Source organism: Rhizobium sp. 11_C7_N12_5, assembly GCF_051811145.1.
Taxonomy (GTDB): Bacteria; Pseudomonadota; Alphaproteobacteria; order Rhizobiales; family Rhizobiaceae; genus Rhizobium; species Rhizobium lusitanum.
Window position 1 is genome coordinate 511,301 of the sequence record NZ_JBPWPY010000001.1, and the last position, 24,989, is coordinate 536,289.

At 61.0% G+C, this 24,989-nt stretch carries 29 protein-coding genes; 14 read left to right on the forward strand and 15 right to left on the reverse strand.

What is annotated here, in order from left to right; genetic code table 11:
* Positions 1-18: 18 nt before the first annotated feature.
* Genes AB8B29_RS02430 through AB8B29_RS02440 form a run of 3 tightly spaced genes read right to left on the reverse strand, consistent with a single transcriptional unit; the run spans position 19 to position 1,795 of the window.
* A complete protein-coding gene (locus AB8B29_RS02430) occupies positions 19-891 on the reverse strand; it encodes a metal ABC transporter permease (protein ID WP_037193430.1) in 873 nt (290 codons plus the stop codon).
* Positions 888-1,670: a metal ABC transporter ATP-binding protein gene (locus AB8B29_RS02435; RefSeq protein ID WP_113119267.1), complete on the reverse strand. Its 783-nt coding sequence runs from the start codon at positions 1,668-1,670 to the stop codon at positions 888-890. The genes AB8B29_RS02430 and AB8B29_RS02435 overlap by 4 nt, the downstream gene beginning before the upstream one ends.
* Positions 1,667-1,795, reverse strand: coding sequence for a hypothetical protein (locus AB8B29_RS02440; protein ID WP_280518117.1), 129 nt, complete (start codon positions 1,793-1,795; stop codon positions 1,667-1,669). The genes AB8B29_RS02435 and AB8B29_RS02440 overlap by 4 nt, the downstream gene beginning before the upstream one ends.
* A gap of 222 nt (positions 1,796-2,017) precedes the next feature.
* Here AB8B29_RS02440 and AB8B29_RS02445 point away from each other — a divergent pair, with 222 nt between their 5' ends.
* Positions 2,018-2,395, forward strand: a complete 378-nt coding sequence (locus AB8B29_RS02445; RefSeq protein ID WP_047638878.1) for a VOC family protein — start codon at positions 2,018-2,020, stop codon at positions 2,393-2,395.
* A gap of 87 nt (positions 2,396-2,482) precedes the next feature.
* On the opposite strand, the gene AB8B29_RS02450 is transcribed toward AB8B29_RS02445, so the two are convergent.
* Together AB8B29_RS02450 and AB8B29_RS02455 are read right to left on the reverse strand one after the other, a co-directional pair.
* Positions 2,483-2,968: a peroxiredoxin gene (locus AB8B29_RS02450; protein WP_037193438.1), complete on the reverse strand. Its 486-nt coding sequence runs from the start codon at positions 2,966-2,968 to the stop codon at positions 2,483-2,485.
* An 84-nt stretch (positions 2,969-3,052) separates the two neighbouring features.
* Positions 3,053-3,892 carry a protein-disulfide reductase DsbD domain-containing protein gene (locus tag AB8B29_RS02455; RefSeq protein ID WP_439006115.1) on the reverse strand — a complete coding sequence of 280 codons (840 nt, stop codon included), beginning with the start codon at positions 3,890-3,892 and terminating at the stop codon, positions 3,053-3,055.
* A gap of 140 nt (positions 3,893-4,032) precedes the next feature.
* Between AB8B29_RS02455 and AB8B29_RS02460 the strand changes: the two genes are divergently transcribed.
* The 3 genes from AB8B29_RS02460 to AB8B29_RS02470 all read left to right on the forward strand — a co-directional run bounded on the left by AB8B29_RS02460 (position 4,033) and on the right by AB8B29_RS02470 (position 6,116).
* Positions 4,033-4,638 carry a YqgE/AlgH family protein gene (locus AB8B29_RS02460; RefSeq protein WP_037193441.1) on the forward strand — a complete coding sequence of 202 codons (606 nt, stop codon included), beginning with the start codon at positions 4,033-4,035 and terminating at the stop codon, positions 4,636-4,638.
* A 95-nt stretch (positions 4,639-4,733) separates the two neighbouring features.
* Complete coding sequence (locus AB8B29_RS02465) at positions 4,734-4,925, forward strand: CsbD family protein (protein WP_092572922.1); 192 nt, start codon at positions 4,734-4,736, stop codon at positions 4,923-4,925.
* Between the two features lie 135 nt (positions 4,926-5,060).
* The gene (locus tag AB8B29_RS02470) at positions 5,061-6,116 is read left to right on the forward strand and encodes a zinc-binding metallopeptidase family protein (protein WP_092572921.1); all 1,056 of its coding nucleotides are present in this window, start codon (positions 5,061-5,063) and stop codon (positions 6,114-6,116) included.
* A 29-nt stretch (positions 6,117-6,145) separates the two neighbouring features.
* Here AB8B29_RS02470 and AB8B29_RS02475 read toward each other — a convergent pair whose 3' ends face one another.
* The 4 genes from AB8B29_RS02475 to thrC form a co-directional block, all read right to left on the reverse strand.
* Positions 6,146-8,983 carry an EAL domain-containing protein gene (locus tag AB8B29_RS02475; protein WP_245297431.1) on the reverse strand — a complete coding sequence of 946 codons (2,838 nt, stop codon included), beginning with the start codon at positions 8,981-8,983 and terminating at the stop codon, positions 6,146-6,148.
* Between the two features lie 71 nt (positions 8,984-9,054).
* Positions 9,055-9,669 (reverse strand): GNAT family N-acetyltransferase, encoded by a 615-nt coding sequence (locus AB8B29_RS02480; RefSeq protein ID WP_034508238.1) that lies wholly within the window; start codon positions 9,667-9,669, stop codon positions 9,055-9,057.
* 50 nt (positions 9,670-9,719) lie between these two features.
* The gene (locus AB8B29_RS02485; protein ID WP_113119265.1) at positions 9,720-11,018 is read right to left on the reverse strand and encodes a M16 family metallopeptidase; all 1,299 of its coding nucleotides are present in this window, start codon (positions 11,016-11,018) and stop codon (positions 9,720-9,722) included.
* Positions 11,015-12,436, reverse strand: coding sequence for a threonine synthase (gene thrC / locus AB8B29_RS02490; RefSeq protein WP_113119264.1), 1,422 nt, complete (start codon positions 12,434-12,436; stop codon positions 11,015-11,017). Before thrC ends, AB8B29_RS02485 begins: the two co-directional genes overlap by 4 nt.
* A gap of 313 nt (positions 12,437-12,749) precedes the next feature.
* Here thrC and AB8B29_RS02495 point away from each other — a divergent pair, with 313 nt between their 5' ends.
* Positions 12,750-13,376, forward strand: coding sequence for a hypothetical protein (locus AB8B29_RS02495; protein ID WP_037193468.1), 627 nt, complete (start codon positions 12,750-12,752; stop codon positions 13,374-13,376).
* Positions 13,377-13,499: 123 nt separating this feature from the next.
* Here AB8B29_RS02495 and AB8B29_RS02500 read toward each other — a convergent pair whose 3' ends face one another.
* Positions 13,500-14,192 carry an HAD family hydrolase gene (locus AB8B29_RS02500; protein WP_037193470.1) on the reverse strand — a complete coding sequence of 231 codons (693 nt, stop codon included), beginning with the start codon at positions 14,190-14,192 and terminating at the stop codon, positions 13,500-13,502.
* A gap of 236 nt (positions 14,193-14,428) precedes the next feature.
* On the opposite strand from AB8B29_RS02500, the gene AB8B29_RS02505 reads away from it, so the two are divergent.
* The 3 genes from AB8B29_RS02505 (at position 14,429) to AB8B29_RS02515 (ending at position 16,396) form a co-directional block, all read left to right on the forward strand.
* A complete protein-coding gene (locus tag AB8B29_RS02505; protein ID WP_113119263.1) occupies positions 14,429-15,097 on the forward strand; it encodes a GntR family transcriptional regulator in 669 nt (222 codons plus the stop codon).
* A 286-nt stretch (positions 15,098-15,383) separates the two neighbouring features.
* Positions 15,384-15,974 carry a biotin transporter BioY gene (locus tag AB8B29_RS02510; RefSeq protein WP_113119262.1) on the forward strand — a complete coding sequence of 197 codons (591 nt, stop codon included), beginning with the start codon at positions 15,384-15,386 and terminating at the stop codon, positions 15,972-15,974.
* Positions 15,971-16,396 carry a DUF1284 domain-containing protein gene (locus tag AB8B29_RS02515; protein WP_113119261.1) on the forward strand — a complete coding sequence of 142 codons (426 nt, stop codon included), beginning with the start codon at positions 15,971-15,973 and terminating at the stop codon, positions 16,394-16,396. The genes AB8B29_RS02510 and AB8B29_RS02515 overlap by 4 nt, the downstream gene beginning before the upstream one ends.
* Here AB8B29_RS02515 and AB8B29_RS02520 read toward each other — a convergent pair.
* Positions 16,393-17,091 (reverse strand): ArsR/SmtB family transcription factor, encoded by a 699-nt coding sequence (locus tag AB8B29_RS02520; RefSeq protein ID WP_113119260.1) that lies wholly within the window; start codon positions 17,089-17,091, stop codon positions 16,393-16,395. The two genes, AB8B29_RS02515 and AB8B29_RS02520, sit on opposite strands and share 4 nt — an antisense overlap.
* A 71-nt stretch (positions 17,092-17,162) precedes the next feature.
* On the opposite strand from AB8B29_RS02520, the gene AB8B29_RS02525 reads away from it, so the two are divergent.
* Both AB8B29_RS02525 and AB8B29_RS02530 read left to right on the forward strand, forming a co-directional pair.
* Positions 17,163-17,492, forward strand: coding sequence for an NIPSNAP family protein (locus tag AB8B29_RS02525; RefSeq protein ID WP_113119259.1), 330 nt, complete (start codon positions 17,163-17,165; stop codon positions 17,490-17,492).
* On the forward strand, positions 17,489-17,854 hold the full coding sequence (locus tag AB8B29_RS02530; protein ID WP_047638872.1) for an antibiotic biosynthesis monooxygenase family protein: 366 nt from the start codon (positions 17,489-17,491) through the stop codon (positions 17,852-17,854). Before AB8B29_RS02525 ends, AB8B29_RS02530 begins: the two co-directional genes overlap by 4 nt.
* A gap of 18 nt (positions 17,855-17,872) precedes the next feature.
* Here the strand turns inward: AB8B29_RS02530 and AB8B29_RS02535 are convergent, their stop codons facing one another.
* Positions 17,873-18,697 (reverse strand): MmyB family transcriptional regulator, encoded by an 825-nt coding sequence (locus AB8B29_RS02535; RefSeq protein WP_047638871.1) that lies wholly within the window; start codon positions 18,695-18,697, stop codon positions 17,873-17,875.
* 98 nt (positions 18,698-18,795) lie between these two features.
* On the opposite strand from AB8B29_RS02535, the gene AB8B29_RS02540 reads away from it, so the two are divergent.
* Positions 18,796-19,695: an SDR family oxidoreductase gene (locus AB8B29_RS02540; protein WP_047638918.1), complete on the forward strand. Its 900-nt coding sequence runs from the start codon at positions 18,796-18,798 to the stop codon at positions 19,693-19,695.
* 349 nt (positions 19,696-20,044) lie between these two features.
* On the forward strand, positions 20,045-21,175 hold the full coding sequence (locus AB8B29_RS02545) for a site-specific DNA-methyltransferase (RefSeq protein WP_037193489.1): 1,131 nt from the start codon (positions 20,045-20,047) through the stop codon (positions 21,173-21,175).
* A 188-nt stretch (positions 21,176-21,363) separates the two neighbouring features.
* On the opposite strand, the gene AB8B29_RS02550 is transcribed toward AB8B29_RS02545, so the two are convergent.
* Genes AB8B29_RS02550 through mutY form a run of 3 tightly spaced genes read right to left on the reverse strand, consistent with a single transcriptional unit; the run spans position 21,364 to position 23,454 of the window.
* Positions 21,364-21,729 (reverse strand): nuclear transport factor 2 family protein, encoded by a 366-nt coding sequence (locus AB8B29_RS02550; protein ID WP_047560602.1) that lies wholly within the window; start codon positions 21,727-21,729, stop codon positions 21,364-21,366.
* 4 nt (positions 21,730-21,733) lie between these two features.
* Positions 21,734-22,348: an HAD family hydrolase gene (locus AB8B29_RS02555; RefSeq protein ID WP_113119258.1), complete on the reverse strand. Its 615-nt coding sequence runs from the start codon at positions 22,346-22,348 to the stop codon at positions 21,734-21,736.
* Between the two features lie 17 nt (positions 22,349-22,365).
* The gene (gene mutY / locus AB8B29_RS02560) at positions 22,366-23,454 is read right to left on the reverse strand and encodes an A/G-specific adenine glycosylase (protein ID WP_439006119.1); all 1,089 of its coding nucleotides are present in this window, start codon (positions 23,452-23,454) and stop codon (positions 22,366-22,368) included.
* A 98-nt stretch (positions 23,455-23,552) separates the two neighbouring features.
* Between mutY and AB8B29_RS02565 the strand changes: the two genes are divergently transcribed.
* Both AB8B29_RS02565 and AB8B29_RS02570 read left to right on the forward strand, forming a co-directional pair.
* On the forward strand, positions 23,553-24,047 hold the full coding sequence (locus tag AB8B29_RS02565; protein WP_047560593.1) for a DUF721 domain-containing protein: 495 nt from the start codon (positions 23,553-23,555) through the stop codon (positions 24,045-24,047).
* A 169-nt stretch (positions 24,048-24,216) separates the two neighbouring features.
* Positions 24,217-24,945: a DsbA family protein gene (locus tag AB8B29_RS02570; RefSeq protein WP_037193498.1), complete on the forward strand. Its 729-nt coding sequence runs from the start codon at positions 24,217-24,219 to the stop codon at positions 24,943-24,945.
* Positions 24,946-24,989 lie beyond the last annotated feature (44 nt).

Sequence of the window (24,989 nt, forward strand, 5' to 3'; positions counted from 1 at the left end):
CGAGACTCCTTGTTCGGATTAGCCCCGGAGATGGGGACGGGGAAAGAACCGCCGGGCAAGGCCCGAAGGTGCGAAGAGGATGGAGAGGCCGTAGATCAGGCTTGCCGTGATGATGATGGTCGGGCCCGAGGCAAATTCGAGATGGTAGGAGGCGATGAGGCCGATATAGCCGGAAGCCGCCGCCGTCCCCGTCGCGATCACCATCATCACGGGCAGGCTGCGCGACCAGAGCTGCGCGATCGCCGCCGGCAGCATCATCAGCCCTACGGCCATCAGCGTGCCGAGCGCCTGGAAGCTGGCGACGAGATTGAGCACGACGAGCAGCAGGAACAGGAAATGATAGACCGGCCCACGCCCGCCAACCGCGCGCAGGAAGCCCGGATCGAAGCATTCCATGACCAGCGGCCGGTAGATGACGGCAAGGGCCAGCAGCGTCACCGTCGTGATCGCGCCGATCTGATAGAGGGCAGGGGCGTCGATCGCGAGGATCGTGCCGAAAAGCACATGCAGGAGATCGATATTGGACCCGCGCAGCGACACGATGAGCACGCCGAGCGCCAGCGACGTCAGATAGAAGCTGGCAAAGCTCGCATCTTCCTGCAGCACCGTCATGCGGCTGACGAGGCCGGAGAGCAGCGCCACCGAAAGGCCGGCCACCAGCCCCCCAAGCCCCATGGCCGTCAGCGACAGCGAACCGGCGATGAGATAGCCGATGGCAGCACCGGGCAGCACCGCATGACTCATGGCATCGCCCATCAGGCTCATGCGCCTGAGCATCAGGAAAACGCCGATCGGGCCGGAGCCGAGGCCGAGGCAGAGGCAGGCGATGAGCGCGCGCCGCATGAAGCCATAATCCGCGAAGGGCGCGAGGAAGATATCGTAGGCGGTCATTCGGCCGGCTCCCGCTTTGCGAGACCATTTTCGGCAAGCTCATCATCCGGCAGGCAGGCTTCGGCCTCCTCGTCCCAGCGCTCGGCCATGGCCCGCGCCCTGATGAGGTTGGCGGGGCTCATCACGTCCTGCGTGTCGCCCCATCCCACAAGCTCGCGGGCAATCAGCATTGTCTCGGGAAAGTGAGCGCGCACCTGATCGAAATCATGCAGAACGGCGATGACGGTGCGCCCTTCGTTGTTCCATCGCAGAACGAGGTCGAGCAGATCGCGCGTCGTGCGCTGGTCGATGGCGGTAAAAGGTTCGTCCAGCAGGATGACGCGCGCGTCCTGCAGCAGCAGTCTCGCGAAGAGCACGCGCTGGAATTGGCCGGCCGAGAGCGAGCCGATATGTCTGTTTTCGAAACCGGAAAGCCCGACGACCGAAAGCGCATCGCGCGCCCGCTCCGCATCCTGGCGCGAGAAGCGGCCGAATGCGCCGGCATTCTTCCAGGCACCGAGCATGATCGTGTCGGCGACCGAGATCGGAAAGCGGCGGTTGATATCGGCGGCCTGCGGCAGGTAGCCGAAATCGTTGCGCGTCAGCGCCCCGCGATCGATCGACCCTCCCGCCGGCCTGAGTTCACCGACGATGGCTTTCAAGAGCGTCGATTTACCCGCACCATTCGGCCCGGCGATCGCCGTGAGGCTACCGGTCCGGAAGGCGCCGGAAATGTGGTGCACGGCGGGATGACGCTCGTAGGTGACGGTAAGATTGTCGAGACGGATCAGATCGCTCATGCCAAGGCCACCGCCCAGCCGATGGCCGCCCAGAGTACCGCTATGCCGACCGCGACATAGGCAAGGCGCACAAGAGCGGAACGCCCCATCAGGGAGGACGCGAAGGGGTTGTGGTCGAAAGGCATGTGGGGGCTTTCATTTATGTAATAACATTACGTGTTGTAGCCGAGAAAATGCGGCGGAAAAGAGGCGTGGGCTGGATTACCTGCCGATTGCTACGAACGATATTGGAATATCTCTCGGCCAATGCCGTTGGCTCCCAATCGCCATGGCGATTGCTACAAAGTTATCTTGCCGCGATATTGAGATCTGGAGAATGCTGGACAGGGCTGGAAGAGGAGGCTGTCTTGAAATTGCGGCTGGAGCTATTTGTTACCGACGTTCAGGCATCGATAGAATTCTATCGCCGGGTGCTGAATTTCCAGGAAATTGGTCAGGCAAGCGCGGACTATACGATGCTCACGAATGGCGAGGCGGCCATTTCTGTCAACAAGCGGGAGGCCCTCGGACACGATCATCCCCTTCGAGCCACCGATGGAGAGCGGCTCGGCCTCGGCGTCGAAATCGTATTGAACGTTGCGGACATAGAGGGCTTCTACGAGACCACCAGAACGCGTGGTCACCCGGTATCCGAGCTTGTCCTGCAACCATGGGGTCTACGCGATTTTCGCATCATCGATCCGGATGGCTATTATATCCGGGTGACAAGCAGACATAGGGCATAGAAATGGGAACACTTGGGCATACCCAAGTATTCCCGATTCAGTCTGGAGCGGCAGTCATACGACCGGCCCCCTCAATCCGTCGAAATCTCAAAGCTGCTCGATCATCGCGGCAGCACCCGAAACCGTAGCCTGGCCCGGGCTTTCCTCGATGTTCAGCGACTTCACCACGCCGTCTTCCACCAGCATGGAATAGCGCTTGGAGCGGATGCCGAGGCCACCGGCGGAGAGGTCGACTTCGAGGCCGAGCGCCTTGGCGAAGGAGCCGTCCCAGTCGGCGAGGAAGTGGATCTTGCCCATGCCGCCGGATGATTGCGCCCAGGCGCCCATCACATGCCAGTCGTTGACCGAGATGACGGCGATATCATCGACGCCCTTGGCGAGAATGGCGTCCCGGTTTTCGAGATAGCCAGGCAGATGGTTGAGCGAGCAGGTGGGCGTGAATGCGCCCGGAACGGCGAAAAGCACGACGCGCTTGCCGGCAAAAAGCTGCTCGGTGCTGATCTCGACCGGGCCGTCGGCGGTCTTTTCCTTGAAAGTGGCGGCGGGCAGTTTATCGCCGATTGCAATGGTCATGGCTCTCTCCTTGGGGCGCGATCTCGGGGGCGTTTGAACGGCCGCCGATTGGATAGGGATTGTTGGGCGAACTATAGATCGGAGCTATTCGAACGCAAGCGTGGTTTCCATGGCGCGATCGCCGTCGACGACGAGGACACCCCAGGTCTTGCCCTTGATATCGTAATTCTTCGGCAGCTTGGCGATTGCGATATCGGCCGAGTAGGCGGTGCCTTCCCGCTTCGCATTCGCTTGCTGGAAAAACACGTAGCCCGTCGGCCCGGTGACATAGATCGCCGGATTTTCTCCGGTCGCGTCAGGCAGGGTGAGGTGCAGCGAAAGGTTTTTCGCATCCGCGGAAAGGCTGTGGCTCTCAAGGGCGAAATCAGAGGATGGAGCCTGCGGCAGGGAGGCCTTGGCTGCGTCCAGCAGTGCCAGTTCATGCGCCGTCGGCTGTTCGCTCGTCGGCAGCGCCAGCGAATACTCAGCCTGGAATGGAATGCAGATCTCCTTGCAGAAACCGATGAAGGCGGTCAATTCCAGTTTTGCCGGCGTCTTGCCCTCGATGGTGAAATCGAGCGGCAATGTCACCGGCGCGTCATAGCCGATTTCCTGTATGGCGCCGACCGTGATCCTTTTCGGGATCGGATAGCCGGTCTTCTCCAGCTTTATTCCGCTATTGGGGGCCAGCGTTACCTGTGGCGGGATGCCGCTCTGGCCCGGTTCGCGCCAATAGGTGATCCAGCCGGGCTGTGGTTCGATCTGCAGCGCGGCGCGGATATGCCCTTCGGCGTCCGGTGCCAGCGCAACCAGGCGCATGCGGCCGCCCTGATTGTGCACCCAATCAGTCGTTGCAGCGAAAGCGGCGGTACCGATGCACAGGATGGCGGCAAGCGTTTCGGCAAGAAGCGTTGGCAGGCGGGGGAGGGTAACTGTTCCAATCATGAGAGCAGGATTTAGCGGATTGGCTGGCCCGGAGCCAGCGCGGCTTAAAAAAGAAATGATCATTTTCAGTTGATTGATTTATGACATTGCCCCATCTTCTTTTTTAGCGGTGCAGTTATGGACTGCGGTCAGGAGGCACAATGTCCCTATCGACGCTGAAGAATAGACGCGAAAGAGGTTTTCTCGACGGCCAGTTCCTGATCGCCATGCCGGGCATGGAGGACCGGAACTTCAACCGGACGGTTATTTATATTTGCGCTCATTCCGATGCCGGGGCCATGGGCTTCGTCATCAACCGGGGCCAGAAGCTGACCTTCACGGATGTCCTTTTGCATCTCGATATGATCAAGGACGACGACGCCATCGTTCTCCCGCCCGTCGCGCGCGATTTCCCCATCCAGACCGGGGGACCGGTCGAAAGCGGCCGCGGCTTCGTCCTGCATTCCGACGACTATATCAGCGACAGCAGTATTCCGGTCAGCGACGATATCAGCCTGACGGCGACGCTGGATATCGTGCGGGCCATCTCCAAGGGAAGCGGCCCCAAACGCGCCACCATGCTGCTCGGTTACGCCGGCTGGGGCGCCGGCCAATTGGAGGCCGAGATCGGCAATAACGGCTGGCTGAACTGCCCCGCCGAAGAGGAATTGATCTTCGACCGAAGCCTCGACGACAAGTACGAGCGCGCCTTGGCTTTGATGGGTATCAACCCCGCAATGCTGTCGCCGCATGCGGGGCATGGCTGAGGCGAACTGCATTATATTGGAACGAAGTAACGCCCGTGACGTTTTCATGGCAGGGCAACGGCAATAACGCTGTGCCAATTATGGAGGTGTTAGACATGGGTAGCACGACCGACAAGGTATCCGGCAAGGTCAACGAAGTGGCCGGCAAGGCCAAGCAGATGGCCGGCAAGGCCACGAACGACAAGGAACTGCGCGCAAAAGGCGCGGCCCAGGAAGCCAAGGGCAAGGTGCAGGGCGCCATCGGCAAGGCCAAGGATAAGGTCAAGGGTGCAGTGGATCGGATGTAATCCGGCTGCTCGCCAATTTCAGGTCGCTGTGCAATCTGAGATAGTGCCGCAGAAGCGGCCCGCTAAGTAGAGCCTGTCTCGGAGACGAGACGGGCTCTTTCGTGTCGATGGGACGTTATTTCGAAGAGGGTTTCCATGCGGCTTTTCACTTGCGACCATTGCGGCCAGCCGGTGCATTTCGACAACAGGCAGTGTGTCCGCTGCGGTCATCAGCTCGGATTCGTCCCGGATCGGCTGGCCATATATGCGCTGGAGGCCGAGGAAGGAGCGAATTGGCATCTGGTCGCCGAGCCATCGAGCCACGTCCGTTTCTGCGCCAACGCCGAACTCGATATCTGCAATTGGCTTGTCGATGCGGACGACCCGCAGCCATTCTGCACAGCCTGTCGTCACAACCGCCTGGTGCCCAACACGGATACCCAACAGGGCATAGACCGCTGGCGGCGCATCGGTCAGGCCGAGCGGCATCTGTTCTATTCGTTGTTGCGCTGGAACCTGCCGCATCCTGATCGACAACAGGATCCTGTGGGCGGGCTGGTGTTCGACTTCCTCGAAGATGAGGTGCAGGGCAGCAATGTCGTGCCCGCCAGGACCGGCCATGAAGAGGGGCTGATCGCTATTCGTGCCGCCGAAGCCGACGACGTGACGCGCGAACAGGCGCGCGCCTCCATGAACGAGCCATACCGCACGCTGCTCGGCCATTTCCGCCACGAGACCGGCCACTTCATCTGGAACAAGCTCGTGCGCGACCGCGGCCGGTTCGATGTTTTCCGCACCGTCTTCGGAGACGAGAGAGCGGATTACGGCATGGCGCTTCAGTCTCACTATGACAATGGCCCGCCGCCGAACTGGCACGAAAACTTCATCAGTGCCTATGCCAGCGCCCATCCCTGGGAAGATTTTGCGGAATGCTTTGCGCATTACCTGCACATCGTCGATACGCTGGAAACCGCGCGCTCCTTCGGTTTGGCGGTCGACCCCTTTGGTTATCACGAGATGGCGGCGGAGGTGGATTTCAATCCCTATAGAGCCGAAAGCGCCGACCAGCTCGTCAGCGCCTGGATCCCCTTGAGCGTCGCGATCAACGCCATTCAGCGCAGCATGGGGCAGCCGGACTCCTATCCCTTCATCCTGTCGCCGCCGGTGGTGGCGAAGCTGGACTATGTCCGCACCCTAATCAACGACGCCTGATCCGCCACCCCAGCCGGGGAGGGGAAGGTCTATGCACGCTTCGTCAGAGGAAAGCGTTCCTTCAACAGCCTGATCACGGAATCCGTGCCCATCGGCGGCCCGAAGATGAAGCTCTGACCGTAGGTGCAGCCGATCTTGGCGAGCTCCAGCGCATCCTCTTCGGATTCGATTCCCTCGGCGACGACGCGCATGTTGAGTTCGCGCGCCATGGAAATGACGGAACGCAGAAGGATGGCCTTCTTGTCGCTCTCGTCGCGGACCATCGCCTTGTCGAGCTTGATCATGTCGAAGGGGAAGCGGGTAAGGTAGGCGAGCGAGGAATAGCCGGTGCCGAAATCGTCGAGCGCCAGGCCGATGCCGGCTTCGCGCAGCTTGTCGAGCACGAGCCGCGCCTGCTCCGGGTTCTCCATCACCTGCGATTCCGTCAGCTCGAGCTTGATGCGGCTCGGATCGCAATGGGTCTTGGCGAGCAGGGCACGGATATCGTCGTAGAGCTCGTTGTTGAGCAGCTGCACGCTGGAGAGATTGATGGATACGAAGAGCGGCAGGTCGCCGGTCTGTCGCTGCCAAGCCATCAGATCGTTGGTCGCCTGCTCCAGCGCGAACATGCCGAGCGGACCGATAATGTCCGAGGCCTCGGCGATGGGGATGAATTCCGTTGGCGGAATATTGCCGCGCTTCGGATGTTCCCAGCGCATCAGCGCCTCGAAGCCGGCCACCTCGGCGTCTTCAAGCCGCACGATCGGTTGATAGACCAGCGAGAGTTCCTTGCGTTCGACGGCGCGGCGCAGGTCTGTTTCGAGCTGCAGACGGTCAGTACCGAAGCTGCGGAAGGCGGGCTGGAAGGGCTCGACGCGATTGCCGCCGGCGCGCTTGGCGCGGTACATGGCAAGCTCGGCGTCGCTGAGCATGCCGGGCGCATTTTCCTGCTGGTCGACCCAGGACGTCAGCCCGACCGATGCCGTCAGGATGATCTCGCGATTGGCGAAGTTGATCGGCACCATGATCGCCTTGCTGATCGCGTCGGCAAAGTCGGCCACCTTGGCCGGATCGCGCTCGGAAACGAGGATCAAGCCGAACTGGTCGCCGGAAAGGCGCGCGAGCGTGTCCTGAGGCTTCAGCAGGCGGCGAAGGCGTCTCGTCAGCGCGATGAGAATATTGTCGCCCGCAGCGACGCCGAGTGTGTCGTTGACGAGCTTGTAGCGGTCGATGTCGATCACCATGACGGTCGGCCGCAGCTGGTTGCCCTCCGGCGCCAGCGTCAGAACGGCCTGCAGGCGATCGAGAAAGACCTGTCGGTTCGGCAGTCCGGTCAGATTGTCGTGCACCGCGTCGTGCAGCAGCCGCTCGATCGAATTCTTCTGCTCTGTGATATCGACGATGGTGCCGACGCAGCGAATGATCTCGCCGTTCGATCCAAGCACCGGCCGCGCGCGGATCGACAGCCAGTGGAAATGTCCGTCTTCGGCGCGGATGCGGAATTCGTGGTTCAGCCGGCCGCGACGATGTTCGAGAAGCACGTCCAGGGTCGCGCGGAAGCGGTCGCGGTCGTCGGGATGCAGCCGCGGCAGCCAGTTGCGCGCCGCGCCATGCATGGTGCCCGGCGACAGGCCGAGCTTCGTCGAGATGTCGGGCGTCGTCACCACGCGGTCGCGTGCTACATCCCAGTCCCAGACGGTGTCGCCGGAGCCGGTAAGCGCTAGGGATTGCCGTTCGAGATCCGAGAACAGGCCCTGCTGGAATGCGCCGCCGGCAAAGGCATGCTGCATGACCGTGAAGCCTATCAGCAGGACGATCAGCACGAGGCCGCCGCCGAGTGCTGGCTGGATGATGTCGTTGTCGAGCTTGCCCGTCACCGTCATCCAGGCGCCGAACAGCCAGACGAGGATCAGCGCCCAGGCAGGCACCAGCAGGATGGCGCGGTCATAGCGGCTGAAGCCCAGATAGATGATGAGCAGCAGACCCGCAGTCGCAGTCAGTGCCAGCGACAACCGGGCGATGCCGGCCGCGATCGACGGATCGTAGATCGCCACGCCGAAGAGCAGGGCGAGGCCAAGGACCCAGGCGAGCGTGACGTAGCCCAGGTGCGCATGCCAGCGATTGAGGTTGAGATAGGTGAACAGGAAGATCACCAGGCTTGAAGCGAGCGCCACCTCCGCACAGGCGCGCCATATTCGCTGATCGCTTGACGTGATCATGATGAGCTTGCCGAGGAAGCCGAAATCCACACAGATATAGCCGAGCACCGCCCAGGCGAGCGCTGCCGTTGCCGGCAGCATCGAGGTGCCCTTGACGACAAAGAGAATGGTCAGGAACACCGCCAGCAGGCCGGCAATGCCGAGCACGATGCCACGATAGAGCGTGAAGGCGTTGACCGTATCCTTGTAGGCGTTGGGTTCCCAGAGATAGAGCTGCGGCAGGTTCGGAGACGAGAGTTCGGCAACGAAGGTGACGACGGCGCCGGGGTTCAGCGTGATGCGGAACACATCGGCCTCGTCGCTCGGTTGCCGGTCGAGCGCAAAGCCTTCGCTCGGCGTGATCGCGACGATGCGCTGCGAGCCGAGGTCCGGCCAGAAGACCTTCGAATTCACCAGGCGGAAATGCGGGGCGACGATGACGCGTTCCAGCTGCTCTTCGGAAACATTGGCGAGCGCGAAAACGGCCCAGTCGCCCTGATGGTTCGGTGAGGAGGATCGTACCTCAATCCGGCGCCGGATGCCGTCGGCGCCGGCGGCCGTTGAGACCTGAAAGGCCTCGCCCTGGTTGGTATAGATCTCCGTTGTTGCCGTCAGGTCGAGGGCTGTGTCGTCGCGGGAAATCTTCACGGGCTCGGCTGCGTGCGCCATGCCGGCAAACAGGAGCAGCATGGTGGCCGCGAGCGTTGCGAGCAGCGCGCAGAGCCGCTTGGCGGTCGGCATTGCTGGCATCAATCCGGTGGTCATCGCTGGTCGTATTTTCGGTTCGGGTCGGCATCCGCTGCCAACCTTGAAAACATGACATGGTCGCGCCACTGACCGTTGATTTTTAGATACCCGCGCAAATGACCTTCTCGCTGGAAACCGGCCTTTTCCAAAAGCCGCATGCTACGCTCGTTATCCGGAATACAGGCTGCTTCAATACGGTGCAACTCAAGTCCGGAAAAGATATAGGGTATAACCAACTGAAGTGCGGCGAACATATGACCCTGACCGGAATAGCGCTCGCCCATCCAGTATCCGATCATGCAGCTCTGCGCAGCACCGCGGCGAATGTATCCGATCGTTATGCCTCCGACCAACGTCATGTTTTCCCTAAGGAAAATGAATAACGGTATGGCCTGGCCGGAACTATATTCCTGCTTGCCCCTGATGATGCGCGCCCGGTAGGCGCCTTCGGTCAGCTCGTCATGCCGCCAGGTCGGTTCCCAAGGCTCCAAGAAGCGGCGGCTTTCGGCTCTCAGCCTGTGCCATTGATTGAAATCGGAGTAACGCGGCAGGCGCAGCAAATATTGGTCGTTTTCGAGTTCAACCGCGTCCGGATGACGTGAGAGAAACCGAAAGACAGATTTTTGCATGCCGCCAAGCACTCCCCCGAGAATTGAACCCATCGGCCCGCGGCGTGGCCTTAGCCGCTCGCGCTTCTGGAGGCGGGCGCCGGCGACGACAGCGACATGACGATGTCTTCCATCGGTGCAAGCTGTTCCAGCGGCCCGATCGCCGAAAGCGTCGGTACTGTATCGAAGAACAGGCGGCCGGCAAGATCCGTCAGCCGGTCGATGGTGATGCCCTCCAGGCGCTCCAGCATCTCCTGGTTCGGGATCGGGCGGCCATAAAGCATCATCTGCCGGGCGATCTGGCCGGCACGGGCAGCCGGACTTTCCTGGCCCATCAACAGCTGCGCGCGGATCTGGGCGCGGGCCCGCTCGATTTCCTGCTGCTGGATCTCGTGTGAGGACTTATGCAGCTCTTTCACGATGACGGGCAGCAGCTCCGGCAGGTTCTCGCCGCCGGTGGCGGCGTGGATTCCGAAGATGCCGGTATCGGAGAAGCCCCAGTGAAATGCGTAGACCGAATAGCAGAGACCCCGGAATTCGCGCACTTCCTGGAAGAGACGCGAGGACATGCCTCCGCCGAGGATATTGGCAAGGATCTGCGAACAGTAGAAGTCGCGCGTGTGGTAGGCACGCCCCTCGAAGCCCAGGAGGATCTGCGCATCCATCAGGTCGCGCGTTTCGCGGATGTTGCCGCCGATATAGCGAGCCGGCTCGATCACTGGCGAAGTGGAGGGTTTGGTCGGCAGGCTGGAGAAGCGCTCCTCCACCTGACGCACGAAGCTTTCGTGATCGACCGCACCGGCCGCCACGACGAACATGCGATCGGTCGTGTAGTTGCGGTCCAGATAGTGACGAATCTGCTCTGGCGAAAAGGAGACGACGGTTTCCGGCGTACCGAGAATTGCGCGGCCGAGCGTCTGGCCGCGATAGGCGACCTCGGAGAACTTGTCGAAGACCACGTCGTCGGGCGTGTCGTTCGCCGCATTGATTTCCTGCAGGATAACCTGCTTTTCGCGGGCCAGCTCCTCCTCTTCGAAGGCGGACTCCGTCAGGATGTCGGCAAGAATATCGACCGCGAGCGGCACATGGTCCTTCAGCACGCGTGCATAATAGGAGGTCGTTTCGGTCGAGGTAGCGGCATTGACTTCGCCGCCGACATTCTCGATCTCCTCGGCGATCTGCCGCGCGGAACGCCGCGCCGTACCCTTGAACGCCATATGCTCGAGCAGATGCGCGATCCCGTGTTCCGCTTCGGTCTCGTTACGCGAACCCGACTTGATCCAAACGCCGAGTGCCACGCTTTCGAGGTGTGGCATCGATTGGGTTGCTACTGTCAGCCCGGACGCAAGCCGGGTGCATTCCACTGTCATCGCTTGTCTTTCCGCGTCTGTTGTTCCCCGGCCCGGGCATGCTCGCCGATAAAACTTTCCACGGCTTTAAGCTCCGGATCGAGAACGTCGAAACGCTCCTCCCTGGTCATCAGACCAGCAAGCCACGTTGGAAGCGCCGGGTCAATACCACATGCGGATTTTACTGCGGCGGGGAATTTCGCGGGATGCGCGGTGGCAAGCGTCACCATCGGGCTCGTCGACCGCTCGTTTTTCTCCGCCACGAAGACGCCGATGGCCGTGTGTGGATCGAGTAGGTAACCCGTTTCCGCCAGCGTTTTGCGGATTGTCTCTGCCACCTGCTTTTCGCTGGCACGACCGGCGCGGAAGTCCTTCTTGATGAACTTCAAGGCCTTTTCGCTGATCGAAAAGCCGCTCGACTGTTTCAGGCTTTCCATCGCGGCGCGCACCTTCGAGGCGTCACGGCCATTCGCTTCGAACAGCAGCCGCTCGAAGTTGGAGGAGATCTGGATATCCATCGACGGCGCGGTGGTTGCCTTGACGGCGCGCATCTCGTAGCGGCCGGTCTTCAGCGTGCGCGCCAGGATGTCGTTCTCGTTGGTGGCGATGACCAGGCGGTCGATCGGCAGGCCCATCCGCTTGGCGACGTAGCCGGCGAAAATATCACCGAAATTGCCCGTCGGCACGGTGAAGGAAATTTTCCGGTCCGGGCCGCCCAGCGCAACGGCCGTGGTAAAATAATAGACCACCTGCGCCATGATTCGCGCCCAGTTGATCGAGTTGACGCCGGAAAGCCTGACCTTGTCGCGGAAGCCGGCATCGTTGAACATGGCTTTGACGAGGTTCTGGCAATCATCGAAATTGCCGTTGATTGCCAGAGCATGCACATTGGCTTCGGTCGAGGTGGTCATCTGCCGCTGCTGCACCGGCGAGACCTTGCCATGCGGAAATAGAATGAAGATGTCGGTGCGCTCGCGGCCGGCAAAGGCGTCGATTGCCGCGCCGCCGGTATCGCCCGATGTGGCGCCGACGATCGTTGCCTTTTGCCCGCGCTTTTCCAGCGCATAGTCCATCAGCCGCGCGAGCAGCTGCATGGCGACATCCTTGAAGGCGAGCGTCGTGCCGTGGAACAGCTCCATGACGAAGCTGTTCGGGCCGGTCTGCACCAGTGGCGTCACCGCCGGATGACGGAAGGTGGCGTAGGCGTCGTCGATCATGCCGCGGAAGACATCGGCGGGGATTTCGCCGTTGGTGAAGGGCGACAGGACGGCGAAGGCGACGTCCTGGTAGCTCTTGCCGCGGAAGGCGCGGATCTCTTTTTTCGTCAGGGTCGGCCATTCACGGGGAACGTAGAGCCCGCCGTCACGCGCAAGGCCGGTCAGGAGGGCGTCGCAGAAGCCAAGGGCAGGGGCTTCTCCCCGCGTTGAGATATAGTCCACGGTCTAGAATTCCTTCGGTCGCAAAATTGCCTGAGTGATCGGTTGAGAGAGTAGAGGAACGAAACGACGGCGGCCTGTCTTTTTGCGTCGGATCAGCCGCGTGGTTTTCGCGTTTGCGCAAGGCGCGTGGGATCAGCGCCGGCGGGCGACAGTTTGTGCCAATATGTCGATCTCGAAAAGTGAGCCAAAACGGTGTCTACCCAATCGATTTTTCGCTGCGTCGCTGGTATAGACCATCGCCAAGTGTCATAAAAGGCCCGTCCGACAGGCTTCAGGCCGATAATGTGAATTGTATGGAGAGGGTGGAATAATAGTGTTTGGCAGGGTTTCGCGTCGTCTTTTTTCCGCTTCGCTTCTGGCATTGCTGACTGGTTGCAGCTCTCTTGGCCTCGGCGGCAACAGTGACAAGCAGCCGGGAACGGATGTTACGGTCGCACCGCAGGCGGGTACCACCGGGGCTGCTCCCCAGGTAACTGGTGGTCAGGCCTATGTCGCCGGCAAATGCCCGCAGGTTACCATCCCCGACCAGGCCGCCGTCTACCGGACTTACGCCAAGGGCGCCAAGGATGACCCGAACCAGTTGACCTATCAGGCCTCGCTGGCGGAGGCGACGCGCCAGTGCACGACCGATGGCACCAATCTCGGGATTCATGTCGCCGTGCAAGGGCGTCTGGTCGCCGGCCCGATGGGTAGCTCCGGCAAGGTGACCCTGCCGATCCATGTCGCCGTCATGGACAACGAGACCGCGCTTTACAGCAAGACCATCAACTACACGGCTGAAATTCCACCGGGCGAGAGCACGGCCCAGTTCCTCTTCAGGGACGACGATATCAGCGTTACCGGTGGTTCAGGCGGTTTTACCATCGTCCAGGTCAGTTTCGACCAGGGGCCGCAGAAGCCTGACAAGGGTGAGAAGCCGGCACGCAAGAAGCGCCACTAAGCGCACGTCGCCTGCGCATCCGAACTGCGCCGCGATTGTGTGGGCGCATATGTCATTCGCACGAAATGAAAAAGGAAAGGCCCTGTCTCGCGGCGGGGCCTTTTCTTTGCAGCCTGCGATATCTCACAAAACGCCATCCCATTCGGCCAGGGCCATGACGATGCCAGGCAGGTCGGCCATACGGGCAATCACGGTCTCCGCGCCGGCATCGGTCAGCTTGTCGGCATGCGAGGGATAGGTATGCGAAGCACCGGTGAAGCCGATGACGCGCATGCCGGCGGCGCGCGCCGCCTGGACGCCGTGGACCGAATCCTCGACGACGATGGTATTGGCTGGGTTGGCGTTCATCTGCTCGGCGCCATGCAGGAAAATGTCCGGCTTGGGCTTCACACGGTCGGCGCCGAGATCCTTGGCGGAGTAGATATGCGGCGCGAACAGCGTGAGGTAGCCGACCTTGGTGAGCATCATGTCGAGACGCGCGGAGCTGGAGTTCGAGCAGACACAGCGCGGCATCGGCAGTCGCGACAGCGCGAGCGGAACGCCGGAAATCGCCTGGACATCGTTGGCGAGCCGCAGATCCAGAAGTTTTTCCGATTTGTCGAGCAGCGATGCGGAGAGCGGGATGCTGGCCTCGCGCTCGACTTCGAACAGAATGTTGTGCCAGGTCATGCCGGCAAAGCGCTCGCCCATTTCCTCGGCACTGATGGGATAGCCTGCATCCGTCAGCAGTTTGGATTCGACGTCTGCCGCGATGATTTCCGAATCGACCAGAACGCCGTCGCAGTCGAAGATGATGAGGTCGAAGCCATTACTCATGAGAATTGCTGCCTTTGATGAGGGCTGGGTTCGGCATGTTCGGTGGAAAACCGTCAGTGTATCGGAACATGCTCAGAAAAAATGACCGTCGCGCTTTACACGATGTGCCGGCAAAGCTCAACCAATTGGCGGGCATGGCTGTGCTGCGCTGACGGAAAGGGTCGGCGAAGTTCAAAAGGCTTCATGACTTCAGCATGTCGCTCGACAATCCGTAAGCCCGGCTTTAAGGATCGGCCATGGCCAAGGAGCGTCACGACACCATTGCCAGCCGCATCAGCCGGGTGCTTGCCGACCGCATCATCCGTGGTGAGATCGCGCCCGATGCGCGGCTGCGGCAGGATCACATCGCCGAGGAGTTCGGCACCAGCCATGTGCCGGTGCGCGAGGCATTCCGGCGGCTGGAAGCGCAGGGCCTGGCGATCAACTTGCCGCGTCGCGGCGTTCGCGTCGCCTCCTTCGATCTCGAGGAGGTCCGCGAAGTCGCCGAAATGCGCGCGGCACTCGAGGGTCTCGCCTTGAAGCATGCGGCGCAGCACCTGACGCCTGCCATTCTGGATGCCGCCGAGGAGGCGACGCGGGAAGGCGATGCCGCCGGCGATGTCCATGCCTGGGAAGAGGCCAATCGCCGCTTCCATCGTCTCATCCTGGCGCCCTGCGGCATGGTGCGCCTGCTGGCCGCCATCGACGACCTGCATGCCGCCAGCGCCCGCTTTCTCTTTTCCGCATGGCAATCCGGCTGGGAAAAGCGCACGGATCACGATCATCGCGCCATCCTGGCCGCACTCCGCCAAGGGCGCTCCGACGAGGCTGCCGCCATCCTGCAGAAGCACGTCCAATGGATCGGTCGCGCTCCCGTGCGCACTCCCTCAGGCTCGACGCGCGAGGCCTTCGCGATCGTCGGTTGAGCACTCGAAAAAATTATAGATAATTTTTGGCGGAAACACTCGCGCGAGTCATCTTTCGATGGCAGGAGTTGGCTCATTCTATCTGATCTGCGGTACGGGACTTGGTCTAAAGCTCCGTACCTGAAGGCGGTACTACCATTTTTCTTCCCTTTGAAATCCATGCTTTCCGGGCCCTCCTGCCCCAAGCAGCATAAATTTACGCATCCGCCGCTTGCCTCGATCTATAAACTCGGACATAAAATAGATGGGAATTAAAAATTATCTATAATTTCTAGAAGGAGAGCTCATGTCCCTGCTGCATCATCACGAAGAAGCCACCTTTGACCCGCTGCGCCTTGCTCAACGGTCGCTGGTCGTCAAGGCCGCCTTCGTTCTCGCCGGAACGCTGGCGCTGGCGCTCGCGTCGCAGATTTCGGTGCCGATGGTGCCTGTGCCGATCACCATGCAGACCTTTGCGGTCACCATGATCGGCGCGCTCTACGGCTGGCGTCTCGGCGCGATCACTATTCTGGCGTGGCTTGGCGAAGCCATGGTCGGTTTTCCGGTTCTGGCCGGCGGCGCAGGCGGCATCGCGCCCTTCATGGGGCCTACGGCCGGCTATCTCGTCTCCTTCCCGATCATTGGCGCGCTGGTCGGCTGGCTTGCCGAGCGCGGCTGGAGCGGCGACCGCGTCGTGCGTAGTTTCCTCGCCCATCTCTCGGCCAATATCCTGTGCCTTGCGATCGGTGGCGCATGGCTTGCGGCATTGATCGGCGCTGAAAAGGGCTGGCTCTTAGGCGTCGCTCCGTTCATCCTTGGCGCCGTGCTGAAATCCGCGCTTGCGGCCGCAGTATTGAAGACCGCCCAGGTCTATAGCGGCAAGGCAAAGCTGAATTGACTGTTCGGCTTCGCGCCCACCATCTGCTCTGCATGCTGACCTTCGTCGGTGAAGGCTATACGCCGGCCTTCACCGACAATTATCGCCGCATTGCCGAGCGTCTGACAAAAGGGGAGGAGATCAAGCTGGTCTCCGGGCCTGACGATATCTGCGCACCGCTTCTGGACAAGATGGAGCCGCACTGTTTCAAGGCGTCGGTCATCGAGCGGGACGCCGCTGCTCTCGCGGACGTGGTGGCCCTGCTGGGAGAAGAGATCGAAATTGGCGCGATGCTGGCGCCCGATGCCGCCCTGCTTGCAAAGCTACGGCGGAATTTCGCCAGCGGTGAGATTCGCCACGCCTGCCTTGGTTGCGAATGGGGAGATCTCTGCAGCCGAATTGCAGCCGGCAATTTCGCCGACGTCCTGATCGGCCACGCCTAGGAGAGCTCGCCCGCCTCGATCGGAAAGAGCGCCAGAAAACGGCGCTCGCCTTCCGGCGTAAAGAAGATCGAGCGACTGTTTTCGGTTCGCCGCGCCCAGCCCTTGTCGAGAAAATTCGCAAGAAGTGCCTTGCCGAGGCTGCCGGCGAGATGGGCGCGGCGTTCACTCCAGTCCAGGCAGGATCGACAGAGCGGACGGCGGCTCGACCGCAATCCGGATATGTCTATGCCGATCGAACCAAGGTGGGTCTCGCCCTGCGCCGTCAGGCTCAGGCCTTCGCCCATGGCTGAAATCGAACCACCTTCTATCAGACTGTCGAGCATGCGCACGCCATAGTCACCGGCAAGATGATCGTAGCAGATGCGCGCCTTGCGCAGCGCCGGCTCCTTCGGGCCGGGGCGGTGGCGCAGGTGTCCGCGGCTGGCGGCAAAACCCATGATCCCCTCAAGCAGCTTGCCGACGCCATCATCCGCCAGCGCGAAATAGCGATGCCGGCCCTGCTTGCGCTGCGCCAGTAAACCACCCGCTTCGAGCTTGGAAAGATGGGCGCTTGCCGTCTGCAGCGTCACGCCGGCCGCAGCCGCCAACTCTGTTGCCGTCAGCGCGCGGCCGCCCATCAAGGCCGTCAGTATGTTTGCTCGCGCCGGATCACCGATCAACGAGCCGATCTGCGCTATGTCAGGACCTTCTTTCATACTTCGATCGTAGCCGAAGCATCTCCGTTCTTCAATGTGCGAAAACATCCGTATCAGCAAAGGAGAAAGCCATGATCACCTGTTTCATCCGCTATCAGATCGACCCCTTCAAGCAGGAGGCCTTCGCCGAATATGGCAAGGCTTGGGGCCAGATCATCCCGCGCAATGGCGCCGATCTCATCGGCTATTTCGCCCCGCACGAGGGCTCATTGACGACAGCCTACGGCGTCTACAATATCGAGAGCCTGGCCGCCTACGAGGCTTATCGCAAAAGCCTGGCCGCCGATCTGGAGGCCCAGGCGAATCACGATTTCTCCCGCCGCGAGCGTTTCATCTTGCAGGAGGATCGTATTTTCCTGAAAAATATATCCCTGCCGCATACGCCGAGGATATCGCCATGATCGCAGTCATTTTCGAAGTCGTTCCCCATCCCGATGAGCGTCAGCACTATCTCGACATAGCCGGAAAGCTGCGCGCCGAACTCGAAACGATCGACGGTTTCATCTCCATCGAGCGCTTCGAGAGTCTCAGCCAGAGCGGCAAGATCCTGTCGCTTTCCTTCTGGCGCGACGAGGCGGCGGTCAAGGAGTGGCGCAACCGCGAAGCCCATCGCGCGGCGCAGAAGGCCGGTCGAGGAACTGTTTTTGCGGACTACCGTCTGCGTATCGCCCATGTCGTCCGCGACTACGGCATGAACGAGCGGGACGAGGCGCCGGCTGATAGCCGGGAAATTCATGATTCAGCCGAGAGAGCCGGGGCCTGATAGTCGGCCTCGGCAAAGTCAAAGCTGCTGTATGACAAGTGAGCGGATACGGTCGGCAACCGATCTGTCGGCCGGGGTATAGATGACCAAACCGAGATCGGGTCGGCCGTCGACGGCAAAGGCGGAATATTCCAGCTCGATAGGGCCAAGTTTGGGATGGCGCAGGTGCTTTAATCCTTCCCCCTGGACGTGAACGTTATTCTCAAGCCACAACGCTTCGAATTCCGAACTGACTTTGCAGAGTTCATCGACAAGCTCGCTGACTTCCGACACCGCGCCGGCGCGGGCCGCATCGGCCCGGAAGGCTCCCACCACAAAACGGGCTAGGTTCTCCCAGTCATGCTGTGAAGCGCGAATGGCGGGATTGCCGAATAGCAGGCGCAGAATATTGCGTTGCTCGACGGGAAGTGCGCCATAGTCGGTCAGGACCACGGCTGCGGCGCGGTTCCACGCGACGACATCCCAGGTGGCGGTCTTGATCAAGGCGGGACTTGCGTCGAGCGAGTCCAGCAGGCGTTGCAGCCGAGGAGTGACGCCTTCGGTGGTCCTGTAACGAACCTCGGGTGGCCGCCCGAGCCCCAACATGAAAAGATGTTCGCGCTCCGGTTCGGTCAGCATCAGCCCGGTGGCGATCCGGTTCAATACGTCCGAGGAGGGAGAGCCGCCGCGACCCTGCTCCAACCATGTGTACCAGGTGGGGCTTATGTTGGCGCGTTGGGCCACCTCTTCCCTGCGCAGTCCGGGTGTGCGTCGGCGCCCCGAAAAGCCGAAGGTCGCCGGATCAAGCCGGTTGCGGCGATCCTTCAAGAAGGCTCCCAATGAGTTGCCGGTATTGATCGGCATGATGATCCTGTTAGCAATTATAATATGATGAGGTCACTACTTTAACAGAATAAAGGATGGTCGGATAGTGCGTGCTCGACCAACAAGGAGACGTCATCGTGCGTATCTTTCTTACGGGTGCGACCGGCTTTATCGGTTCAGCCCTTGTTCCTGAACTTATAAACGCTGGCCATCAGGTGATCGGCATGACCCGGTCGGACGCCGGAGCGCAATCGCTGGCGGCTGCAGGCGCCGAAGTGCACAGGGGAACTCTTGAGGATCCGGAGAGCCTGCGCAGCGGCGCGGCGAAGGCGGACGGCGTGATCCACACAGCCTTCGACCACGATTTCTCAAGGTTCGTGGAAAATTGCGAAAAGGATCGACACGCCATCCGGGCGCTCGGCGCCGCACTTGCCGGCTCGGATCGGCCGCTGGTCATAACCTCCGGCACCGGCATGGGTAATCATAAGCCCGGCCAGCCCGGGACCGAAGATGTCTTCAACACCAGCCATCCCAATCCACGTATCGCTTCCGAACTGACGGGCGCTGAGCTGTTGAATGCGGGAGTGAACGTATCGGTGGTCCGATTGCCGCAGGTTCATGATACGCGCAAGCAGGGCCTCATCACGCCGTTCATCGCCATCGCTCGCGAAAAGGGCGTCGCAGCCTATATCGGCGAAGGACGCAATCGCTGGCCTGCTGCGCACCTGCTCGATGTGGCGCGTCTCTATAGGCTCGCACTGGAAAAGCGGGAACTGGGAGCACGTTACAATGCGGTTGACGAAGAGGGGGTTGAAGCCCGCGAAATCGCGGAGGCCATTGGCCGCGGCTTGAATGTGCCGGCCGTGTCCATTTCGCGCGAGGAGGCAGCGGATTATTTTGGATGGATGTCGGCGTTTGCCGGCATGGATTTCCCCGCTTCCAGTGCTCAGACCCGGGCACGGCTCGGATGGCATCCGACCGGTCCGTCGCTGATCGCCGATCTCGACGCAATGCAATACGGTGAAGTGGCTCGCTGAAGCATTGACGCCAGGTGTATGAAGGCAGGGCCGCGGATTTCCGCGTCTCTGTCGGCCCCATGTTATTGTTTTTACGCAACTCCAGGACCAGTTCGTCAAAAGCGAACGGCACGGGCTCAGCTTCGATCGAAGTCGACGGCGCTGCCAAAATTGTCCAACAGATTGATCTTTGGCTGCGAATGCCGGGGACCGTCCCGATGGTCATCTGTGCCATTGGCGTTGTCGGCGCCATTTAAGCCGTTCCACCGGAATTTCGAGAAAATGCTCTCCGCTTCAGCCTTTGGTAACCAAGTTAGGTAACCATAACACCCAGTTAAGAGCATCGAGTAAGTGTAACAGAGAGTATCACATGGCGTCAGTTTTCCCGCTTGCCGACCTCAGGACCTCAGCAGTTCCGGGGTCCTGGATCGACACGATCATCAAGGGCGATTGCGTAGCGGCTCTTGAAGCACTACCCAATCATTCCGTCGACGTCATTTTTGCCGACCCGCCCTATAATCTCCAGCTGGGCGGCACGCTGCATCGTCCCGACCAATCGCTTGTCGACGCAGTCGATGACGAATGGGACCAGTTTGCCTCCTTCGAAGCCTATGATGCCTTCACCCGCGCCTGGCTGCTTGCCTGCCGCCGCGTGCTGAAGCCGGCAGGCACGATCTGGGTCATCGGCTCCTATCACAACATCTTCCGTGTCGGCGCGACGATGCAGGACCTGAATTTCTGGATCCTCAACGACATCGTCTGGCGCAAGACCAATCCGATGCCGAATTTCAAGGGCCGCCGTTTCCAGAACGCGCATGAGACCATGATCTGGGCGAGCCCGAACGCCAAGGCCAAGGGCTATACCTTCAACTACGACGCCATGAAGGCCGCCAACGACGACGTGCAGATGCGCTCGGACTGGCTGTTTCCGATCTGCAGCGGCAACGAGCGGCTGAAGGGCGAAGACGGCAAGAAGGCGCATCCGACGCAGAAGCCGGAAGCGCTGCTCGCCCGCGTCATCATGGCTTCCTCCAAGCCCGGCGACATCATTCTCGATCCCTTCTTCGGCTCGGGCACGACCGGCGCCGTCGCCAAGCGCCTCGGGCGCCACTTCGTCGGCATCGAGCGCGAGCAGGATTATATCGACGCTGCCAGTGCTCGCATCGCCGCCGTCGAGCCGCTCGGCAAGGCGGAACTGACCGTCATGACCGGCAAGAAGGCCGAAGTTCGCGTCGCCTTCAACGTGCTCATCGAGAGCGGCCTTATCAAGCCCGGCCAGGTGCTGACGGATGCGAAGCGTCGCTATAGCGCCATCGTGCGCGCCGACGGCACGGTTGCTTCCGGCGGTGAGGCCGGTTCCATTCATCGCCTTGGCGCGAAGGTCCAGGGCCTTGATGCATGCAACGGATGGATGTTCTGGCATGTCGACGACGGGCGGTCCCTGCGCCCGATCGACGAGCTCCGGGCCATCATCCGCAGCGATATGGCAAAGGTGGAGTAGCCTCAGTCGCAAGCGCGGGCAGGTCCGATTGTAAACCGCCTCACGGTTTCCGGGACGTCGCCTAAGGCCGGATCCGAATACCGCCTTCTTCCGTCATGTACCTCCAGTTAGGGAAGAAGGCGAAACGCCCAGGGCCTTACCGCACGATACGTCCGGTAAGGCCCTGGGCGTCTCTTTAGCTTCCGGTCTCAGAAGTCCTGATAGTCCGTGACGTCGACGCGCACGACGCGACCGTCTTCGTCGAAGGTGATCGTTTCCTCGCCCTCGCGGATCAGCGGCTTGCCTGTCTTGCTGTTGGTGGCGCGAACGGACCAGACAGCGCGGCCCGAAAGCGGTGTCAGCGTTTCCACCAGCGAATTGGACGCCGTCTGGTCGGGATATGTATCGAAATAACCCCGGAAGGCCTCCATGATTTCGGCGCGGCCGGAGAGGCTGCCGACACCGTTGGAGACATAGGTGGCATTGTCAGCGAAGAAATTCTCGATCGCCTCGTAGTCGAGACGATTGATGGCGTCGTGGAACAGGTCGATGCGTTCTGCGGGATCGAAGATCATCGGTTCAAACCTTTATGCCATGGGCGGCGAGATCGCTGCGCAGCTTCTCGGCGCCGGTGAAATGGACCGCGTGCCAGCCGGCGGCCTTGGCGCCTTCGACATTGGCGAGCGAATCGTCGATGAAAATCGTTGACGCGGGGTCGAGGCCGAAGCTCCTGGCATGCGCATCGTAGATTGCGACATCCGGTTTGATCAGCCCGATATCGCCGGAGACCGTGACGCCGCGCGGTTTGTTGAGGAACGGAAAGCGCACCTGCGCCTCGCGAAACGTGTCGGAGGCGAAGTTGGTCAGCATGGTGACATCGCGTCCCTCAGCGATCAATCCTTCAAAGATCGCGACGCTGTCGTCATAGGCGTGGGGCACCATTTCGTTCCAGTGCTTGCGGAATGCACGGATCTGTTCCGCCCGCTCAGGATGTTCGGCGATCAACAGCTCTTCCGCTTCTTCCCACGTACGGCCGCGATCCTGCTCGATGTTCCATTCATGGGTGCAGACGTTCGCCAGGAACCATTCGCGTTCGGCATCGTCCGGGATGACGCGGCTGTAGGGAAGGGTGGGGTCGTAATGAAGAAGAACCTTGCCGATATCGAAAACGATATGCCGTATTTCCGTGGTCATGAATGAGTTCCTGATGTTTAGGCACTGGCTTTAATGAATGCGCGAGGAATAGCCTGGGTGATCGCTTTTTTCATGACGGTTGGTAAGGCTTGCGCTTCAAGATTTGTAACCGGTTCCCACCATCCGTCATTGCGGTTGCTGCCCGATGCCACCTGAGCGCGATAGATCGACAGCCGCAGTTCGAAATGGGTGAAGACGTGCGTCACGGTCCCCGCTGCCTGCCAATCGGCCGGGAAGGGGGCGGCGTCCGTGCCGGTCTCACCATCGATCCGTGCCGTCCAGCCGGTGGTCGGAACCTCGGTCATGCCGCCGAGCAGCCCGCTGGCGATGCGCCGGCGCAGATAGATTTCGCCCTCGCCATTGACCGCCACGAAGGCTGCTCCCTGCCGCACGGGCTTATCTTTCTTTGCCGCCTTCACTGGAAAATGCTCAGGATCATGCAACGCCAGCGCCACGCATGCATTGTTGAAAGGACAGAGCGAACAGACCGGTCGTTTCGGCGTGCAGATCGTAGCACCCAGATCCATCATCGCCTGCGCGAAATCGCCGGGGCGGTCGGCAGGCGTTAGCAATGCCACTTTCTGCTTCATTATGGGCTTGCCTGCAGGCAACGGCGTCGAGATAGCATAGAGCCGGGAAATGACGCGCTCGACGTTGCCGTCCATGACGGCCGCCTGCCGGTTGAAGGCAATGGCCGCGACGGCCGCCGCCGTATAGTCGCCGATCCCCGGCAGAGCCCGCAGACCGTCCTCGGCATCGGGGAAGCGCCCGCCATGGTCCGCCGCCACGGCTTCAGCGCATTTCTTCAGGTTTCGGGCACGCGCGTAATAGCCAAGGCCGGCCCAGGCGGCCATCACATCGTCGGTGGGAGCCGCAGCCAGATCGCCGACTGTCGGCCAGCGCTCGAGGAACTTGGCGAAATAGGCTTTGACCGCAGGCACCGTGGTCTGCTGCAGCATCACCTCCGACAACCAGATATGATAGGGGTCTGGCTTGACGCCGCGCGCGGCCATCGGCGGCGAGACGCGCCAGGGCAGGTCTCGATGATGGCGGTCGTACCAGGCAAGCAGGGATGCGGCCGAAGGGGATTGCGAAGTCTTGGTCATGATTTGCCGCGTCGAGGGGAAGTGCTCTATACTTGGCTAAGCTGCGTCGGGCGATCAAGGTCCAGAACGTACAAAGCGTGTGCCGGAACCCGATTGAGATGAGTTATCCCCGAAAAGGCGAGAAGCAGATTTCCGAGCTGACCAACGGCATCGTCGATCCCGTGCTGGCGAAGCGCGCCGGGATCAATACGGCGCTGCTCGGTTCCTGGGATGAAATCGCCGGCGAGGATTTCGCGGAATGCACGCGGCCGGAAAAGATCGCCTGGGCAAGGCATGGAGGTTCGGGCGATGACGGCCGCTACCAGCCCGGCGTACTCACCATCGCCTGCGAAGGCGCCCGCGCGCTTTTTCTCACTCATGCGCAGGGCGAGCTCATCCAGCGCATCAACGGTTTCTTCGGCTTCCACGCCATCAGCCAGATCCGCATCGTGCAAAAGCCGGTCTCGACCGCGTCGAAGCGCTCCCGCACGCCGCCGCCGCTGAAGGGCGAGGCTGCTCGCAAGCTCGAAGGCATGATGGATGGCATCGAGGACGAGAAGTTGCGGGCGGCTATTCAGAGGTTGGGCACCGCGATGGTCTGGAAGCGGCGGTAACAGACCGGGCGAACCGCATATTTCCTGAATTGTGGAAGAAATTTAAGTTGTTTGTCTTTGCCAGGTCACAATTCTTTGAAGAAAGTTGCCCAACCGTGCCTTGTTAGCGGCAACCAGCCGTTATATCGCATGAAACATTCGAAGACCTCTTTTAACGACGGGTGACTCTATGCCGATGTCCGACATGTTCTTGACCAAACGCCACCTGCTGGGCGGTTCTGCCGTTGCAGCGCTTTCCGTGGCGTTCTCGGCCTTTGCCGACACCGCATCCGCCGCAAATGCCTCGACGGCCGCGGGCGGACAGGAGACCACCAGCTCCGGCGACGACGCGGTTCCCCCGGCGGATGGCGATGTCAACATGAGCGAAGTGCTGAAGCCCGGCGCGCTGCCGGAAATCGCACTCGGCAAGGAAGATGCTCCGGTCAAGATCGTCGAATATATGTCGCTGACCTGCCCGCACTGCGCGCATTTCGCCGTCACGACCTTTGACGCGATCAAGCAGAAGTATATCGACACCGGCAAGGTTCGCTTCATCATCCGCGAATTCCCGTTCGATCCGCGCGCCGCCGCAGCCTTCATGCTGGCCCGCTGCGCCCCGCAGGAACAGTACATGCCGATGGTCGAAATGCTGTTCAAGCAGCAGATCGCCTGGGCGTCTCCGGATGTCGATGGCCGCTCCGCACTGCTGCAAATGTCGAAACTCGCCGGTTTTACTGAGGATAGCTTTACGAAGTGCTTGACGAACCAGAAGCTTCTGGATGATGTCAATTCAGTAAGGGAACGCGCGGCCAAGGACTTCGGCGTCAATGCGACACCGACCTTCCTGATCAATGGCAAGCGCTACGCAGGGGACATGTCTGTTGGTGCCATGTCGAAGCTCATCGACGGCCTTCTCTGATCCGCGCCTTTTTGATGCACAGGCGGGCGGCCGAGGCCGCACGC